This is a genomic window from Shimazuella sp. NTD250 (genome assembly GCF_059510375.1).
The window spans coordinates 106317-123129 of the sequence record NZ_JCAJZS010000002.1 but is presented as its reverse complement, the minus strand read 5'-3'; the positions used below and the strand labels follow the sequence as shown (position 1 = coordinate 123129).

15 protein-coding genes and 1 pseudogene are annotated in these 16813 nt (G+C 39.6%); 15 read left to right on the top strand and 1 reads right to left on the bottom strand.

The window, feature by feature from the left end:
• The first annotated feature begins 42 nt into the window (after nt 1-42).
• The 13 genes from AC5WOF_RS05410 (at nt 43) to spoVM (ending at nt 13369) form a co-directional block, all read left to right on the top strand.
• Nucleotides 43-1560, top strand: coding sequence for a sugar ABC transporter ATP-binding protein (locus tag AC5WOF_RS05410; RefSeq protein ID WP_496048928.1), 1518 nt, complete (start codon nt 43-45; stop codon nt 1558-1560).
• Nucleotides 1553-2518, top strand: coding sequence for an ABC transporter permease (locus AC5WOF_RS05405; RefSeq protein WP_496048927.1), 966 nt, complete (start codon nt 1553-1555; stop codon nt 2516-2518). The genes AC5WOF_RS05410 and AC5WOF_RS05405 overlap by 8 nt, the downstream gene beginning before the upstream one ends.
• A complete protein-coding gene (trpA, locus tag AC5WOF_RS05400) occupies nt 2515-3312 on the top strand; it encodes a tryptophan synthase subunit alpha (RefSeq protein WP_496048926.1) in 798 nt (265 codons plus the stop codon). Before AC5WOF_RS05405 ends, trpA begins: the two co-directional genes overlap by 4 nt.
• A gap of 6 nt (nt 3313-3318) precedes the next feature.
• Entirely contained in the window at nt 3319-4764 is a 1446-nt protein-coding gene (locus AC5WOF_RS05395) for a xylulokinase (protein WP_496048925.1), read from the top strand.
• A 159-nt stretch (nt 4765-4923) separates the two neighbouring features.
• The gene (gene rsmB, locus AC5WOF_RS05390; protein ID WP_496048924.1) at nt 4924-6270 is read left to right on the top strand and encodes a 16S rRNA (cytosine(967)-C(5))-methyltransferase RsmB; all 1347 of its coding nucleotides are present in this window, start codon (nt 4924-4926) and stop codon (nt 6268-6270) included.
• Between the two features lie 208 nt (nt 6271-6478).
• Nucleotides 6479-7525: a dual-specificity RNA methyltransferase RlmN gene (gene rlmN, locus AC5WOF_RS05385; RefSeq protein ID WP_496048923.1), complete on the top strand. Its 1047-nt coding sequence runs from the start codon at nt 6479-6481 to the stop codon at nt 7523-7525.
• 29 nt (nt 7526-7554) lie between these two features.
• Entirely contained in the window at nt 7555-8307 is a 753-nt protein-coding gene (locus AC5WOF_RS05380; RefSeq protein ID WP_240875022.1) for a Stp1/IreP family PP2C-type Ser/Thr phosphatase, read from the top strand.
• Between the two features lie 34 nt (nt 8308-8341).
• Nucleotides 8342-10159, top strand: a complete 1818-nt coding sequence (gene pknB, locus AC5WOF_RS05375; RefSeq protein ID WP_496049431.1) for a Stk1 family PASTA domain-containing Ser/Thr kinase — start codon at nt 8342-8344, stop codon at nt 10157-10159.
• 23 nt (nt 10160-10182) lie between these two features.
• Complete coding sequence (gene rsgA / locus AC5WOF_RS05370; protein ID WP_496048922.1) at nt 10183-11067, top strand: ribosome small subunit-dependent GTPase A; 885 nt, start codon at nt 10183-10185, stop codon at nt 11065-11067.
• A 5-nt stretch (nt 11068-11072) separates the two neighbouring features.
• Nucleotides 11073-11738 carry a ribulose-phosphate 3-epimerase gene (gene rpe / locus AC5WOF_RS05365; protein ID WP_496048921.1) on the top strand — a complete coding sequence of 222 codons (666 nt, stop codon included), beginning with the start codon at nt 11073-11075 and terminating at the stop codon, nt 11736-11738.
• 175 nt (nt 11739-11913) lie between these two features.
• The gene (gene thiT / locus AC5WOF_RS05360) at nt 11914-12465 is read left to right on the top strand and encodes an energy-coupled thiamine transporter ThiT (RefSeq protein WP_496048920.1); all 552 of its coding nucleotides are present in this window, start codon (nt 11914-11916) and stop codon (nt 12463-12465) included.
• Nucleotides 12466-13119 (top strand): thiamine diphosphokinase, encoded by a 654-nt coding sequence (locus AC5WOF_RS05355; protein ID WP_496048919.1) that lies wholly within the window; start codon nt 12466-12468, stop codon nt 13117-13119.
• Nucleotides 13120-13288: 169 nt separating this feature from the next.
• A complete protein-coding gene (gene spoVM, locus AC5WOF_RS05350) occupies nt 13289-13369 on the top strand; it encodes a stage V sporulation protein SpoVM (RefSeq protein ID WP_420833061.1) in 81 nt (26 codons plus the stop codon).
• Between the two features lie 77 nt (nt 13370-13446).
• Here the strand turns inward: spoVM and AC5WOF_RS05345 are convergent.
• Nucleotides 13447-13551: pseudogene (locus AC5WOF_RS05345) on the bottom strand (hypothetical protein); the annotation flags it as partial.
• Nucleotides 13552-13982: 431 nt separating this feature from the next.
• Between AC5WOF_RS05345 and AC5WOF_RS05340 the strand changes: the two are divergent.
• The gene (locus AC5WOF_RS05340) at nt 13983-15263 is read left to right on the top strand and encodes a hypothetical protein (RefSeq protein WP_496048918.1); all 1281 of its coding nucleotides are present in this window, start codon (nt 13983-13985) and stop codon (nt 15261-15263) included.
• Complete coding sequence (locus tag AC5WOF_RS05335; protein WP_496048917.1) at nt 15196-16554, top strand: hypothetical protein; 1359 nt, start codon at nt 15196-15198, stop codon at nt 16552-16554. The genes AC5WOF_RS05340 and AC5WOF_RS05335 overlap by 68 nt, the downstream gene beginning before the upstream one ends.
• The last annotated feature ends 259 nt before the right edge of the window (nt 16555-16813 follow it).

Here is a 16813-nt window from a genome sequence, read left to right as displayed (position 1 = left end):
TTTGCCTGCATCCTCCTTCACATATTAGGAGGGGGATGAATCTTGTTACAAGTTAGACAGCTGGACAAACGATTTGGACATCACTACGCTCTTTCAAGTGTGTCCCTTGATATAAAGGCTGGAGAAATTCATGCGTTAGTCGGAGAAAACGGTGCAGGTAAATCTACGCTCATCAAAATATTGACTGGAATATATTCATCAGATGGTGGAAGCATTTTGTGGCAAGATAAAAAAATAGAAATCACGGAACCTAAAATAGCCAGGAAAATCGGCATACAAGTGGTGCACCAAGATCGCCAATTGATCAATAGCTTTACCGGTTATGAAAATCTATTTTTAGGTTTGACTTATCCAACATATCCATTAGGTTTTAAGATTCGTTGGAAAGCAATGAAACAAAAAGCGGAGCAATTAAAATCGAATCTTGGAATATCGTTAGACTTAGGAAAAATAGCAGAGAACATGACTCCATCGGAGAAAACGATGCTTGAAATCATGCGTGCAGCCATGCTCGATTGCAGGTTACTTATATTGGATGAACCGACAGCAGCATTAAATGATGAAGAATCAGAACTCCTATTTGATTTGATCGATAAACTTGCGGCTAAAGGTACATCCATCCTGTATGTTTCTCATCGGATGAACGAAATTTTACGTTTGTCCCAACGCGTTACCGTGATGCGAAATGGAAAAGTAGCAGGAACATTTGTTACGAAAGACATGAATAAAGAAAAATTGGTGCAATTGATGACGGATCAGACTACAGCAGCGGACAAACAGATCAAAAGATCAGTAAATACCAGCAAATTGGATGTTCTTCAATTGGAAAGAGTCTCTTCTGTCGATCAGAAAGTACAAGATGTTTCCTTGCATGTAGAACAAGGAGAGATAGTAGGAATTTTTGGGTTAGCTGGTTCTGGCCGTACAGAATTGCTAGAAACCATTTACGGCACAAGGAAGATGCGTCATGGGAGACTTGTGATGAAGGGAAGAAACATCACTTCTTTTTCTCCTAAAAACTCTCTTAGACGTGGTGTGATTCTCATACCTGAAGACCGAAGAGCAGATGGATTGGTGTTAAATATGTCGGTAAAAGAGAACATGACACTATCTACCTTACCCAAATTTTCTTCCATTCTCCGAATAAGAAGGAAAAAAGAAAAGGCAGAAGTCCATACTTGGATGGAGAAATTGCAAGTTAAGGCAGTTAGTATAGAACAACCAATAAAGGAATTGAGCGGGGGAAATCAACAGAAAGTCGTGTTTGCGAAAGCATTGTTGTCTGATCCCAAACTATTTTTATGTGATGAACCTACTCAAGCAGTCGATGTTATGACAAGAGAAGAGATTCATCGCTTATTGATAGAACAAGCAGAGAAAGATGCTGCTATTTTATTTGTATCTTCTGATGTACAAGAAGTACTGGATATTGCGGATCGAATATATGTCCTGCACGAGGGTAGAACAGTAGCTGAATTTCCAAATAATGCTGTCACTGCGGAGCAGATTTTGCAAGTATGTTACAACCAGAGAAAGCAGAGTGATGTCATAAATGAATAGGGTGCAAACAACATACGCTGTTTCTTTGCAGAAATGGTTTCGGGTATACGGGACACTTTTTGCAGGGGTACTAATCATTTTATGTTTCAGCCTTCTTAGTCCAGATTCGTTTGCAACAGTGGATAATGTAATCAATATCAGCAGACAAATCTCTTTCTTGGTGATTATATCGCTCGGTGCTACATTAGTCATGGCAGTTGGGGAATTTGATCTTTCCATTGGAGCGATGGCGAGCTTAGGAGGAGTAATAGCTGCAAAGTTAGCGGTAGCAGGGCAGTCAATGTGGCTCTGTGTTTTGATTCCTTTGGTGATTTCTATTGTTATTGGTTATATAAATGGTTGGATTATCACCAAATTTAAAGTTTTATCTTTTATCACAACATTAGGGATGGGGACCGTTCTTGGTGGGATCACCTTTTGGCTCACTGATGGAGCTACCATTTTTGAAAACATACCAGAGTCATTTCGTTATCTAGGACAGAAGATGTGGTTTACAGTCCCTGTTTTATCGTTTATCATGCTATTTTTAACGATTGTGTTTTGGTATATCATGTCACATACGGCATTTGGCAGAAAGCTGTACGCCATCGGGGGTAACGAATCTGCTTCCCGAAATGCAGGTGTATCAGTGGCACAAAATAAAAATCTTGCATTTGCCTTTTGTGCGCTGCTAGCTGCACTCGCAGGGATACTTATGGCTTCTCGACTAGGGTCTGCACAACCAACGAGTGGAGATGGATTATTTTTACCTGCTTATGCTGCGGCTTTTCTAGGAATGACGTCTTTTAAAGAAGGTGTTCCTAATATTTGGGGTACTTTTGTTGGGGCAGCCATAATTGGGATACTAGCAAATGGTTTGACCATGTTGGAGGTTCCCTCTTTTTTGCAAGATGTAGTAACAGGTTGCATTGTAATCGTTGCAGTGATTTTGCAAAAAATAGGGCGTGATTCCTCATGATATTTAATAGCCAGCGAAATCAAAAAACATGGCAGCATATGAAAGAACAGCACGAAGCACTACTAATAGGTTATTTGATAGCAGGGCATCCAAATTCGATGCAATCGACGAGGATCATTGAAAATGCCCTTTTAGCTGGTTTGGATATTTTGGAATTAGGTATACCAAGTAAAAATCCTCATCTAGACGGTCCTGTTATTCAAGAGGGACATGCGAAAGTACGGGAAAATGTAGACCAATGGTTCATACCCTTTGTGAAAGATATTCGTCGAAGAGTACAGAAACCAATTTGGGTGATGAGTTATCAATCTGATTTGTTTCAATCTGATATATTTGAACAATTAGTTCGAAATCAGCTGATAGATGCTTTGCTGATCCCAGATTGTTCGATAGAGGAAAGAGAGGAAATAGCACGAGATATAAGGGATTATGGAATAGATATGGTGCATTTTGTGCAGCCGCATATGACAGATCAAGAAATTGCCACTATCGCTAGTAAGTCTTCCATCGTTTATGCACAAACCTACTCGGGAAGGACTGGATCACCAACTGTTACTTTTGAAAATCTACCAGTCTATCATGAGAGGATAAAAAGGCATGCTCCTCCTTTAGTTGTTGCGGGATTTGGGATAAAAACATCTGATAATGTAAAAACGGTAGTGGAGAGCCATTTTGATGGAGCTGTAGTGGGTTCAGCTTTGGTAGAGTGTTGCAATGAGCATCGATGGGACAAGCTCTATGATTTGATCACAGAGATGAAAAGTAAGACAAGTCTTTATGAGATTAAAGGATGATATGCCATGAGTTTTATTGCTTCCTTTGACATAGGAACAACACAAGCCAAAGGTATCCTTGTTTCAAAAGATGCCAGACCTTATTTGGAAAAAGATATATCCATCAGGACAGATTATCAAAATGGGAAAATGGAGCAAAATGCAGATCATTGGTATCAAGCAGTCATATCGATTTTAGCTTATTGGTCTGCCCAAGGGATTAGAGCTAAAGATATAGAACTCATCACTTTTAGCGGGCAAATGCAAGATTGCATACCAGTGGATAAGGAAGGTGTGTCTTTAAGACCTGCGATTTTATATGGAGACAGCCGGGCAGCAGACCAAGCTGCTATGTTAGAAGAGAAGCTTCCTATACAAGCGATTACAGGCAATCACATGGATGGAAGCCTAACATTTCCCAAAATACTATGGTTGAAAGAGCAAGAAACCGAAGTCTATCAAAATACTGCCTGTTTTTTGATGGGTTCTAAAGATTATGTGATCCGGCATTTGACAGGCAAGTGTGTAATAGACCCAACAACAGCAGCTACAACTGGGATGATGAACATCCAAACTAAAAAATGGCAACGTCAGTGGTTAGAGGCTTTTGGGATAGACCCAAATAAACTCCCACAAATCATATCTTCTGATCAAATAGTAGGAACGGTAACAAATCAAGCATCAAAAACAACTGGACTTCTTACTGGCACCCCAGTTTTATGTGGAATCGGTGACGGCGGCTCCGCTTCTATCGGTGCAGGAGTATCTCGACCAGGAGAAATCTATGGTTATATTGGTACAACAGGCTGGATGGCTACACCTGTTCCTACGATTTTGCAGAGTTCAAAAGGTTTGTTTCACCTTCCTTATATAGAAGACAATCAGTTTCTCGCGATTGCTCCATTGATGAATGCCGGCAATGTCCATCAATGGGCAGCCCATACATTTGATAACTCATATGAGGGTTTTGAACAGTCTGTATCAAGTACTGATCGATCCAACAATGAACTTTTGTTTTTACCTTATTTAAATGGAGAAAGATTTCCTATACAAGATGCTGCCGCTTCAGGCTGTATGATAGGAATCCGCTCTAATACTACACGAGCTGATATGGGATGTGCTGTTTTAGAAGGTGTAGCAATGGCGATGAGGCAAGTAATGGAAGTTGTTGAAGATGAAAATACTGGAAACCTCTCTCTTATTGGTGGCGGAACCAAAAGTAAAGTTTGGAATCAGATCATGGCAGATGTGTTAAATAGAGAAGTGATAGTTCCAGCAGAATCGCAGTTTTTCCCAGCTATGGGAGCAGCAGCACTTGGAGCAAAAATTTTTGGTTGGGGGATAGATGCTGCCGAATTTGCTAAAGGTACTTCTTTTGAAAGATATACGCCAAGTGATATTATGTCAGAGCACTATAATAAGAAATATAAAAAGTTCAAGCATTTTTATGGGCAGCTAAAGTCTATCTTTTAAAGCCATCTACACAAAGAGACCAGAGATATTCTGGTTTTTTTTTATTCTTATCCAATTAACTCTACCAATCTAATCTGATCATCCTATCACATAATATTTGTCATCATACCGATGAATACTGTATCATATGTGCAAACACAGAAGTAAGAAGGTAAAAAAATGCATATCAGTAAGACTGCTCGCGCTTGGGCTTTGGATACATTGCAGAAATGGCAGCAAGAAAGTGCTTTTAGTAATCTTCTCTTGCATCAGCAACTACAAAAAAGCAGTTTAGATAGTCGAGATAAACGCTTAGTTACAGAACTTGTATATGGGACGATCCAACGACTGAATACACTGGATTATATCATCGATCAATTTGTAAAAAAGAAAACATTGGATGCATGGGTAAGGCAATTGTTACAACTCAGTCTCTATCAGTTTTTGTATTTGGACAAAATACCGGAGAGAGCAGTTGTACATGAAGCAGTAGAACTCGCGAAATGGCGAGGAAATATAGGGATAAGTAAGTTCGTAAATGGAGTATTGCGCTCTTTTTTGCGAAAACAAAAAGAGTTTATTTTTTCCAAAGATGCTGCGACATTAAAACAGCGAGCGTTGACCTATTCTTTTCCAGAGTGGATCGTAACAAGTCTATCCGATGCATATGGAAAAAATACGGCAAATCTCGTAATGGAAGCTTGTAATCTCCCGCCCAAAGTCAGTATTCGAGTAAATACAATACACGCGGATCGAGAAACTTTTTTGGCAAATTGGGGCTCATCGGAGTCTACTGATGCCAAATCCTCCAAACTAAGTGAAGATGGGGTAATCCTCTCGGGTGTCGGCAATGCTGCAAATCTAGCAGGATTTGAGGAAGGAACTTATACGATTCAAGATGAGAGTTCGATGTTAGTGGCGACATTGTTCAATCCAGAGCCTGGTATGCATATATTAGATGCATGTGCTGCTCCGGGAGGAAAAACAACCCATCTTGCTGAAAAAATGAAAAATAAAGGAAAGATAACTGCACTTGATATCCATAAACACAAAGTAAGATTAATTGATTCCAACGCAAAAAGACTAGGGATCTCTATTATCTCTACGAGAGCACTAGATGTTCGCAAGTTAGAGGATCAAGTGCAGTATGATGGAGTATTGCTCGACGCTCCGTGTTCAGGTCTTGGAGTAATTCCTCGTAAACCAGATATCAAATGGCGAAAATCAGCTGAAGAAGTTGGACAACTTGTGATCATTCAGCAACAACTATTAGAATCCATAGCAGCAAAAGTTAAACCAGGTGGTATACTGATGTATAGCACTTGTACATGGACACAGGAAGAAAATCAGCAGCAGTTGGCTCATTTTTTAGCAAATCACCCGGAATTTGTTCCAGATGAAGAGTTTTTGTCCCTTTTACCAGAGCATGTGAAACAAACAGCTATGATAGGAAAGGCTTGGGTACAGATTTTACCCCATCATTTCCGAAGTGATGGTTTTTTTATCGCAAAGTTGAGAAGAAAATAAATCACTCTTGAATCTCTGAAAGATAAGATACATTTGGTTAATGAAATCTGTATGGAAATGCCTATTGTCCCAGAAAAATGGGGAAAATCCTTGGAAGTACGGAGATTTTTCGAAAGCATGAACGGATACTTCCCATCTAGCTTTTTTCTTTGATATAATAGGAAATGTTTTTCGTTTGATAAAGTTGCGGTTTGTTGGAGCGATAGATATGAAATCATTTGTATACGACTATGGAACAGAAGATTGGACGAAATGGATAAAGAGTCAAGGCTATCCTGCCTTTCGATCAAAACAAATAATGGAATGGATTTATTCCAAACGTGTTACTTCTTTTGACGAGATGACCAACTTACCTAAAACACTCCGAGAAGAACTAACAACATACTTTGAATTCGAAACTCTGGAAACCATCACAACACAAACATCGCAGGACGGAACGGTTAAATTTTTATTTGGTCTTCATGATAAAAACGCGATTGAAACCGTTATAATGCGTCACCAATATGGAATAAGTGTCTGTGTAACTACACAAGTAGGTTGTCGAATCGGTTGTACGTTTTGTGCTTCTACTCTTGGAGGATTAAAACGAAATTTGACAACTGGGGAGATCGTCGCCCAAGTGTTAAAAGCACAACAGCACTTGGATCAAACAGGAGAACGTGTGAAATCTGTTGTCATCATGGGATCAGGTGAACCATTTGAAAATTATGACGCTACTATTAAGTTTATGCGCATCATCAATGAGGAAAATGGTCTTCATATTGGTCAACGACACATCACAGTTTCTACAAGTGGAGTAGTACCAAATATTTATCGATTTGCGGATGAAGATTGGCAAGTGCGTTTAGCTATATCCTTACATGCCCCAAATCAAGATTTACGTTCACGGCTTATGCCCATTAACCGCCGTTACCCTTTAAAAGATTTAATGACGGCATGCTGGTATTACCTTCAAAAGACAGGTCGAAGGCTTACGTTCGAATATGCATTGATCGGTGAAAAAAATGATCACGATGAACAGGCTCATGAATTAGGTAAGCTTTTGTCTGGAATGAACTGCTTGGTCAATCTCATTCCTGTCAATTTTGTCCCTGAGCGAAATTTCGTTCGTACTCCAAGGAAGCAAATTTTTGCTTTTCAACGTATTTTAGAGTCTTATCATGTCTCAACGACTATTAGAAGAGAACAGGGTCATGATATTGATGCAGCCTGTGGGCAACTTCGAGCTAAGCAACAAGGTTTACTAGAGAAATAAAGAAAGTATGGAGAAAGGGGTAAGCCGGCATGGAGATAGCACATCGGACTCACATTGGCCTTGTTCGTGATCTCAATGAAGATAGCATTCATCTATTCCGTTCCAAATGTAGACGAGTGGTAGCCATAGTCGCAGATGGAATGGGTGGACACCAAGCAGGTGATGTTGCTAGCCAGCAAACAGTTAAGATCATGGAACGTTACTTAGCACCAATTCAGTTTCAGCATACGACAGAAGATAAGAGCAATCACTTATTGCAAGCTGTTGGAAAAGCAAATGAACAAGTTTTTTCACTTGCCATGCGCAATAACCAATACCAAGGAATGGGAACAACAGTAGTTGGTGCTGTAATTGATCTAAAAGAAGTGGTTTTGGCACATGTTGGAGATAGTAGAGCATATATGTTACATGATGGAGGTTTGTACCAACTCACAGAAGATCATTCCTATGTAAACATGCTTCAAAAACATGGGCAAATCACAGCGGAAGAGGCAAAAAATCATCCACAACGCAATATGATTGTACGCGCGGTAGGTACAAGTGATGAAGTGGAAGTAGATTTGATCACAACACCATGGGAAAAAGACGATATTTTGCTTTTATGTTCTGATGGTTTGACCACGATGGTAAGTGAGAGAGAAATAGGCGAAGTGCTGTCTCAAGCAGGAGAGACAATGGATGAAAAAGCAGATCGTCTCTTGCAGATGGCATTAAATGCTGGTGGAAAAGACAATGTTTCTCTGATTTTGTTGAAACATAGAGGAGCGTCTAGCCCATCTTAAGTGGGACTTAAGGAGGAGCGAGGTGACCATGCAGATGGAAGGGAAGAAACTTGGGGGACGTTACGAGATCATTAGTCGAATCGGCGGCGGCGGTATGGCTGTTGTATATAAAGCAAAAGATATATTATTGCATCGAAACGTAGCGATTAAAGTTTTAAGTGAATCCCTAAGTAATGATCAAGAATTTGTTCGTAGGTTTGATCGCGAAGCACAGGCAGCTGCTAGTTTATCTCACCCGAACATAGTCAATGTATATGATGTTGGGCAAGATGGTTACATTCATTATATAGTGATGGAACTAGTGGAAGGTCCAACATTAAAACAAATGATATTAGAGCGAGGACAGTTAACAACAGCAGAAGCAGGTGATATCGCTGCTCAAATCTGCGATGGTCTCCAACATGCACACGATAATCAAATTGTGCACCGAGATATAAAACCACATAATATCTTGATTGGAACAAATGGCCGAGCAAAAGTAACCGATTTTGGGATTGCCAGAGCCGCGAGTTCTTCGACGATAACCCAGACTGGTTCTGTAATGGGATCTGTTCATTATTTTTCTCCAGAGCAAGCTCGTGGAGGACAGATAGGCTCAAAAGCTGATATCTACTCTCTTGGTGTTGTTTTATACGAAATGCTGACAGGTGAATTACCATTTGATGGAGATTCAGCAATCAGTATTGCTTTAAAACACTTACAAGAGCCAGTGATTGACCCAAGAGAATTAAACGAAAAAATACCTGAAAGTATGGTTAATATCGTTATGCGTGCTTTGGAAAAAGATCCAGAGATGCGTTATACATCGGTAAAAGCGATGATGCAAGATATCAATTATGCGTTGCAATTTGATAGTCGTCGTGAAAATCGGTGGGAAAGACCTACGAAAACGAGTGATATATTTCAAACCATTCCGATTTCAGCAGATGAAGAGACGGAAGTTCATAACGTTTTTCAGCCAAGGAACAATACAACATCCAATTATCAGTCGCCTGTACAACGCGAAGAAGTTCGTTCACCAAGACGATCCGATACAAAACATGCGACTAAAGTAGGACAGGAAACCATGGCAGGTTTGGAACGTTTCCGTAACGTCCCCAATGATAAAGATAAAACTGTTTTTCAACGGACTGTCATTTGGCTTGATAATGTGCAGGCAAAGTTACCATGGTGGCAAAAAGTATTGTTTAGTTTACTTACGGTTGGCATCATCGTATTTTTAGCGATCTATGGATTTAGTCTTGTTTGGGGTCTGATGTCTGGTACAGGTGATGATCCAACTCAGCAAACACAAAATGTTAGCATGATTAATCTTACTGGTAAGACACAAGATGAAGCTAAACAATGGTTTGAGACTCATGGTCTCAAGGAACCGAGTTTTGTCTATGGTGAAAGCTCAGATGAGAATAAAAATAAAGTGGTTAGTCAAACGCCCGAAGCAGGTGCGGAAATAAACTCGGATACCGCTACTAAACTCACATTAGGTGTGGGTGGTGCAAGTGATAAATTAAAAGTAATGGATTTTACTGGCATGTATGAAAGTAACCTAGCTCAATATACCAATTCTGATGAACTGGGTTACAAAGTAGATTACTCGAGAAGTCGTTGTTATAATAAAAATACAACGGATAAGGATTTGAAACAGGGTCAAATTCTAGAACAGACACCAAAAGCAGGAGAGAATATCGAAAAAGGTGGAACAGTATACCTATGGATATATGCTCCTAAGAGCGGTGGATGTAATGACATGCCTCCTTCGATGGGTGGGAATGCAAAAAATAAGGACAACAAGTTATTGGCTTACGGAAATCTAGATAAAGCTAGATTAGAAGATACGAAGGTACTAGCATAATAAAAAGAAAGGAGGATGTTTGGATGCCAAGTGGGCAGATCATCAAAGCAATAAGTGGTTTTTACTATGTGCGAGCAGATGAAGGGGAAGTCATTCAGTGTCGTGCCCGCGGCATATTTAAATTCGAAAAGAGAAAAATAAAACCATTAGTTGGTGACATGGTAGAGTGGGAAAGTACGGGGTTGGATCAAGGAGTAATTACTTCTGTCCAGCCCCGCTCTACTGAGCTCCTGCGCCCGCCAATTGCCAATGTCGAACAAGCAGTCGTAGTCTGTTCCCTCCGAGAGCCAAAGTTTCAATCTCTTCCATTGGATCGATTTTTGGTTCATGCGGAGAAAGAAAAGCTACGAATTGTAATTTGTTTAACAAAAAAAGATCTTGTGGAAGAAACTGAAGATATTGAGGCTGTTCGAGAAATGTATCGAAAAGCGGCTTATCCGATTGTAACTACTAGTATTCGTACAGGAGAAGGTATAGCAGAACTATTGGATTTGTTACGGGAAGAAACCACTGTATTTGCAGGTCTTTCTGGTGTTGGAAAGTCATCTTTGCTCAATCAGATTTTGCCAGAGAGTACCCAGCAAGTAGGTAGTGTTAGTGAAAAAATCGGGCGCGGCCGACACACTACCAGACAAGTAGAATTGCTATCTTTGATAGATGGCGGACAAATAGCGGATACCCCCGGTTTTAGTCAACTAGGACTCAAAGGCATGACAGCGGAAGAATTGACTTATGCATTTCCAGAGTACCATTCTTATCTCGAATCATGCCGTTTTCGTGGATGTTATCATCAAAATGAACCAGGATGTGCAGTGAAAGAAGGCGTAAAATCTGGAGAACTCAATGCAACAAGGTATGAACACTATTTACTCTTTCTCCATGAAATTCAGCAAGAAAAGAGGTATTGATCCACATGGTTAAAATAGCGCCATCTCTTCTTTCTGCCGATTTTTCTCGATTAAAGGAAGAAGTACGGGAAATTGAGCAAGCAGGAGCAGATTGGTTGCATCTGGATGTGATGGATGGCCATTTTGTCCCTAATATTACGTTTGGTCCGCTTGTAGTGGAGGCAATTCGTCCACATACGCTTCTTCCCTTTGATGTCCATCTGATGATAGAAAAGCCAGATACATATATCGATGCGTTTGCAAAAAGCGGTGCAGATTATATTACGGTGCATCAAGAAACATGTCCTCATCTTCATCGGACGGTTCATCATATCAAAGGTTTAGGTCTCAAAGCTGGTGTTTCTATTAATCCTGCTACTCCGATTTCCGTGATCGAACCTATTTTACCTGATGTTGACCTTGTATTATTGATGACCGTAAATCCTGGTTTTGGAGGGCAGTCGTTTATTACAAACGTACTTTCGAAGATAGCTGATTTACGGACTCTTATCGATCGACAAGGTCTTCAAGTGGAGATAGAAGTAGATGGTGGAATTGCGCCAGGAACAGCAAAACAGGTAGTCGAAAGTGGAGCAACTGTTTTGGTTGCAGGATCAGCTGTTTTTGGTCAAACCGATCGAAAAAAAGCGATTGACTTGATTCGATATGATTACCGTATAAAACAAGTATAAAAAATTCATTTGATTTAGCCATGTGTTTGATGGATATCCTTGAAATATAGGTACTTCCATCCATCCATGGTTTTTTGTTTAAAAAACCATAAAATTTGGTTTTGCTCGAGCTATTTTGATAAAATGATAGAGAATTATGTATATATGAAAGATGTGAATTTGAGGAGGAAGAAGTTTGAATCAACGCACGAAAGTCATCACACTAGTAGAAACAGCAATTGTAGCTGCATTAGCCATCGTGTTTAATATACTCACCCCTTTTCCATTATGGCCAAATGGAGGTTCCGTTACGTTAACGATGGTACCTATTGCGATTTTGGCATTTCGAAGAGGAGTCATTCCTGGGATTACAGCAGGTTTGATTACTGGACTCATACTTCTTGTTTTACCGGGAGCTTTTTATGCGCACCCTATTCAAGTTATTTTAGATTACCCATTAGCGTTTGCTCTTTTGGGATTTTCTGGTTGGTTGTCGATTAAGAACACCACGAAGCAGAGCAGTAAAATAATAAGAGTGGTGATAGGGCTATTTAGTGGTGGAATTTTAAGGTTTGTATCCCATTTTCTCTCGGGTGTGATCTTTTTTGCCGATTATGCTCCAAAAGGACAGTCTGTTTATGTTTATTCGCTTATTTACAACGCCAGCTATATTTTACCGGAAATTATCATTTCTATTATTGTAGTAATCGTACTGTTGTACGCTGCTCCAAAATTATTTCGCCCTTAAATGACAAAAAAGCGTGTGATAGTCGTTGCTGGTGGGACTGTTACAAAGAAATTTTTACAAGCTAATATCAAGGAAACAGATATTGTAATTGGTGCAGATCATGGTGTGATCGCTTTACTAGAAGCAGGAATCACTCCTCATGTAGCGATAGGAGATTTTGATACAACAGGACAAGAAAACATTCAGGAATGGAAATCGAAAGGAATGAGAGTTGTACCTCTCTCCGTGATGAAAAATGTGACAGACACTCATGCAGCACTAGAAGAAGCCATGACTTATGAACCTGATGAGGTTTATCTTTTTGGTGCATTTGGTGGAGGCAGGATGGATCACACGCTTGCTAATATAGGACTACTGGAGTGGTTAGCTTCTCATGGAGTACATGGGATTATACAAGATGAGACCAATCGCTTAAGTTTGTTGGTTGGTTCAGGTGAGCTCCAGCTCATCCACTCAGGTTATACCTATGTATCCTTAATTCCTGTAAGTGAAAAGGTGGTCGGTATATCGACCAATGGATTGACTTATCCATTGAAAGACGAGACTTTGATCCGAGGAGAGACAAGAGGAATCAGCAATGAAATGAAAGGGAAAATGGCAACTGTTTCGATTAGCAGTGGTAAATGTTTGGTGTCTTTGAGTAAAGATAAATGACTAAGGCACGCTTGAGGGGAAGGAATTTACTTTACCCAGTAAGTTTGGCTGTGTCAAAGTATCAAAAATAGATAAATTTTGTTCCCCGTTCTAGGTACAAATACCTATGGGTAGAATATATATAGGATGACAAACAGGAAATGTACCGAAGAAGAAGGAGGGAACTCGGTTGCGTTTTTATACATTGAAACTTCCTAAGTTCCTTGGTGGAATGGTCAAAGCAATCTTACATGTCTTTAAAAAAGAATAAAAAAAGCGACTCCAATATTTGGGTCGCTTTTTTTTGAACAAGACTAGTGAGACATTGTATAACGTTTTACGGGAAGCTGAGGAAGGAATTTCTATTTTTTTCGATTTTGCAACAGATCGACGAGAAATGGGGATTTCTTCTTCGTTTTGAAGATCGGCTAGTTTCTGATCGAATAATGGTGATGTCTTTGCTTGATGTTGTGATTAATGGTTAATTGTTGCAATTTATTTTTTGGGTTTCCTAATATTCAGTGACAGTAGATCAATTAGCACTTAGATCATCTACATTAGGGGCATGGTAAAAAGAAGCAGCTAAATTCAACTGGCTTAGGGTAGAACTTGAGTTATTTTGAAATTATTCCTTAATGTACTTTTTCGGGGATTGTGCAAAAATAGCTAGGTTGTTGAACTGGCTAGAAAAAATAATTTAATAAAAAGAACCTTGTCGATTTTTTATAGATGCTTCCGGCCGAACCATAACACTTGCTTACGACGGCAATAATCATGTACAAATCGTTACTGATTTTGCAAATCGATCCATCACATATGGATATGATGCAAATGGAAATTTACAGACGGTTACTCATAAAGATACCGATGGAAGTACCTTATCGGTGGATCAGTATGACTATGATACTGCTCATCAGTTAACGAATATTACTGATCCTAACAACAACAAAGAAACCATTGCCTATACGGCCAATAAAGTTATCTCGATGAGTCATCCCATTACCGTTGGAGGGACAGTAAAAACCGCAACTACCACGATTGCTTATGATATTGCTAACAACGTTACCACCGTTACCACCGTTACCGATCCCAAAAATCATATAAGCAAGTATACGAACAATGACAATGGGAATGTCGTGACCATGGTACAAGATTCTGGGGGATTAAATTATACAACGACGTATACGTACGATGGAAACAACAATTTAACCGATACCAAGGATGCGAATACCAATGCAGCAAGTGGTACTGCTACTACACACTATACGTATGACAACAAAGGAAACGTTCTATCGAAAACCAATCCGTTGAATGAGACAACGCAAACTACCTACGATTCCAACAATAATCCCATAACGGAAACCAATCCAAAAGGGAATCAGACCACCAATGAGTTTGATGATGAAGGAAATGAAACAGCAACTACCGATGCTGCTGACAAATCTGCTGCTACGAAATACGACACATATGGAAATGTAACCGAAGAAACAGAAGAAATGAGTGTTGGAAAAAACCTTGCCATCAATGGCAGCATGGAAATCGACCGGGATAGTGATGGTTGGCCAGATAACTGGAGCAAAACACCAACAGGAGCTACAACAATCAGTGTAGATTCAACAGGTTTAACGACCGATGGGATTACTCTTGGGAAAAAGAGCTTGAAAATCACCAATCCAACCAGCACAACAGCAGTGGACAGTGATCGGATTGCCTATGATGCTACCAAAACATATGTGTTTAGTGGTTATGCCAAGACATCAGGTGCAACAGGTCGAGCCATGATTTATGCATTTGGATTTAATACGACCAATGGAACTTATGTAGCTATTCCCAGTAGTTATATTACTGGGACACAAGACACCACTCGTTTACATGTTGTAATCAATCCAGGGGATTTACCTGCAGGTACCAACCAATTGGAGATTCGAGGATATACCACTTGGTTTGATGCAGCAAAAATTATGGTTGGTTCCATTCGAACCCAGCACACCTATGATGCGAATGGAAATTACGAAACCAAGACGACAGACGCTTTAGGGAACACCGTAGATAAAACTTATGATGCAGTTGGGAATGTGAAAACAGAGAAAATGGGTAGTGATACTTCCCAATCAATTAATCCAAGTCACCGATGCCAAAAACAATATCACCAAGTATCAATATGATAACAATGGAAATAAAACAAAAGTAATAGACGCAAAAAATCACGAGACTACCTATGATTATAATGAGTTAAATTTGGTGAAAAAGGCAACAGATGCATTAAATCGTTTTACCCAATTTGACTACGATTTGAATGGAAATGTAACCAAAGTAACCAAACCCGATAACCACACCGTTGAATTTGGTTATAATTCAGTGGATAGACAAACTTCCATTCTTTACGATGGGACGGAACGATACACCTTTGAGTACGATCCAAACGGTAACCTTACCAAGGAAACAGATAAATCCAACAATCAAGTCAGTACCTTCACCTATGACGCAGATAGCAAGCTAAAAACCAAGGATGAGGGAAATAATAACACTGTCACGTATACGTATGACAAAAATGGAAATGTACAACAACGAAAATACGTAGCAGGAAGCACGATACTTACACAGGATAACACTTTTGATGTTCTCGATCAGTTAACCAAAATTCAAGAAAACAGTAGTACACGTGCTGCTTTTACGTATGATGAAGCTAATCGTGTGGCGAGTAAAAAAAATGCAGATGGTACCGTTTCTTTGTACAAATATGATGGAGTAGGCAACTTAATCCAACAGACCAATTACAATACAAACGGAACAATATTAGATAACTTTCGCTATGTCTACGATAATAAAGGAAGAATTACTTCCGTTATCTCTAGCGCTGGTACTACCAGTTATGTATATGATGAGTTGGATCAATTGAAGCAGGAAAAGCGCCCAGATGGAACTACCTATGATTATACGTACGACGAAGTAGGGAATCGACTCACCATGACGGTCACTCCAAGTGGAGGTAGTGCAACTACAACAACCTACCACTACGATAATGCAAATCAAATCACAGATGTTAATGAGACAAGCTATACCTATGATAGTAATGGAAACCTCACTAGCGATGGAAATAAAACATATGTGTATGATAACGGAGACAGGCTTACAGCTGTAAAAGATAACAGTGGAAATACCCTTGCATCGTTTACCTATGATTCGAAAGGTATGCGCAAAACGATGACGACTGCCTCTGGCACTATCACCTTCCACTATGATGAGAATAACAACGTAGCTTATGAGACAGATGGTAGTAATAATGTGGTTGCGAGTTATACTTGGAATGGGATTCAGCCTGTAAGTATGACTCGTGGAGGTCAAACATATTACTATCAATTAAATGGACATGGAGATGTTGTCGCTCTTTCAGATTCTACAGGTGCTGTTGTGAACACGTATGATTATGATGCATATCGTAGGACTCTTATTTAAGAAAAAAGATACAAAGAATTCCTCTATCTATATTCAAGGTGATTTTATTGTTGCTTTGATTTTAAGTATATTGACATGGTATGTATATAAAGTTCTATTCATTGCTATTGGTATTGTTTTATTTATTTCTGGCTTTTACACCTAACACTAACGCCAATGTACCTTTCCTGAGGATATGCAAATTTACCCAACATCGTCAAACCATGTGATGGTTGTGGCATCCTGTTTGTCGGGTGATCTTTGTTTACAAACAGGACAA

Coding starts and splice junctions, on each gene's coding strand:
- AC5WOF_RS05405 (WP_496048927.1), top strand. CDS start 1,553: ATGAATAGGGTGCAAACAACATACGCTGTTTCTTTGCAGAAATGGTTT.
- trpA (WP_496048926.1), top strand. CDS start 2,515: ATGATATTTAATAGCCAGCGAAATCAAAAAACATGGCAGCATATGAAA.
- AC5WOF_RS05395 (WP_496048925.1), top strand. CDS start 3,319: ATGAGTTTTATTGCTTCCTTTGACATAGGAACAACACAAGCCAAAGGT.
- rsmB (WP_496048924.1), top strand. CDS start 4,924: ATGCATATCAGTAAGACTGCTCGCGCTTGGGCTTTGGATACATTGCAG.
- rlmN (WP_496048923.1), top strand. CDS start 6,479: ATGAAATCATTTGTATACGACTATGGAACAGAAGATTGGACGAAATGG.
- AC5WOF_RS05380 (WP_240875022.1), top strand. CDS start 7,555: ATGGAGATAGCACATCGGACTCACATTGGCCTTGTTCGTGATCTCAAT.
- pknB (WP_496049431.1), top strand. CDS start 8,342: ATGGAAGGGAAGAAACTTGGGGGACGTTACGAGATCATTAGTCGAATC.
- rsgA (WP_496048922.1), top strand. CDS start 10,183: ATGCCAAGTGGGCAGATCATCAAAGCAATAAGTGGTTTTTACTATGTG.
- rpe (WP_496048921.1), top strand. CDS start 11,073: ATGGTTAAAATAGCGCCATCTCTTCTTTCTGCCGATTTTTCTCGATTA.
- AC5WOF_RS05355 (WP_496048919.1), top strand. CDS start 12,466: ATGACAAAAAAGCGTGTGATAGTCGTTGCTGGTGGGACTGTTACAAAG.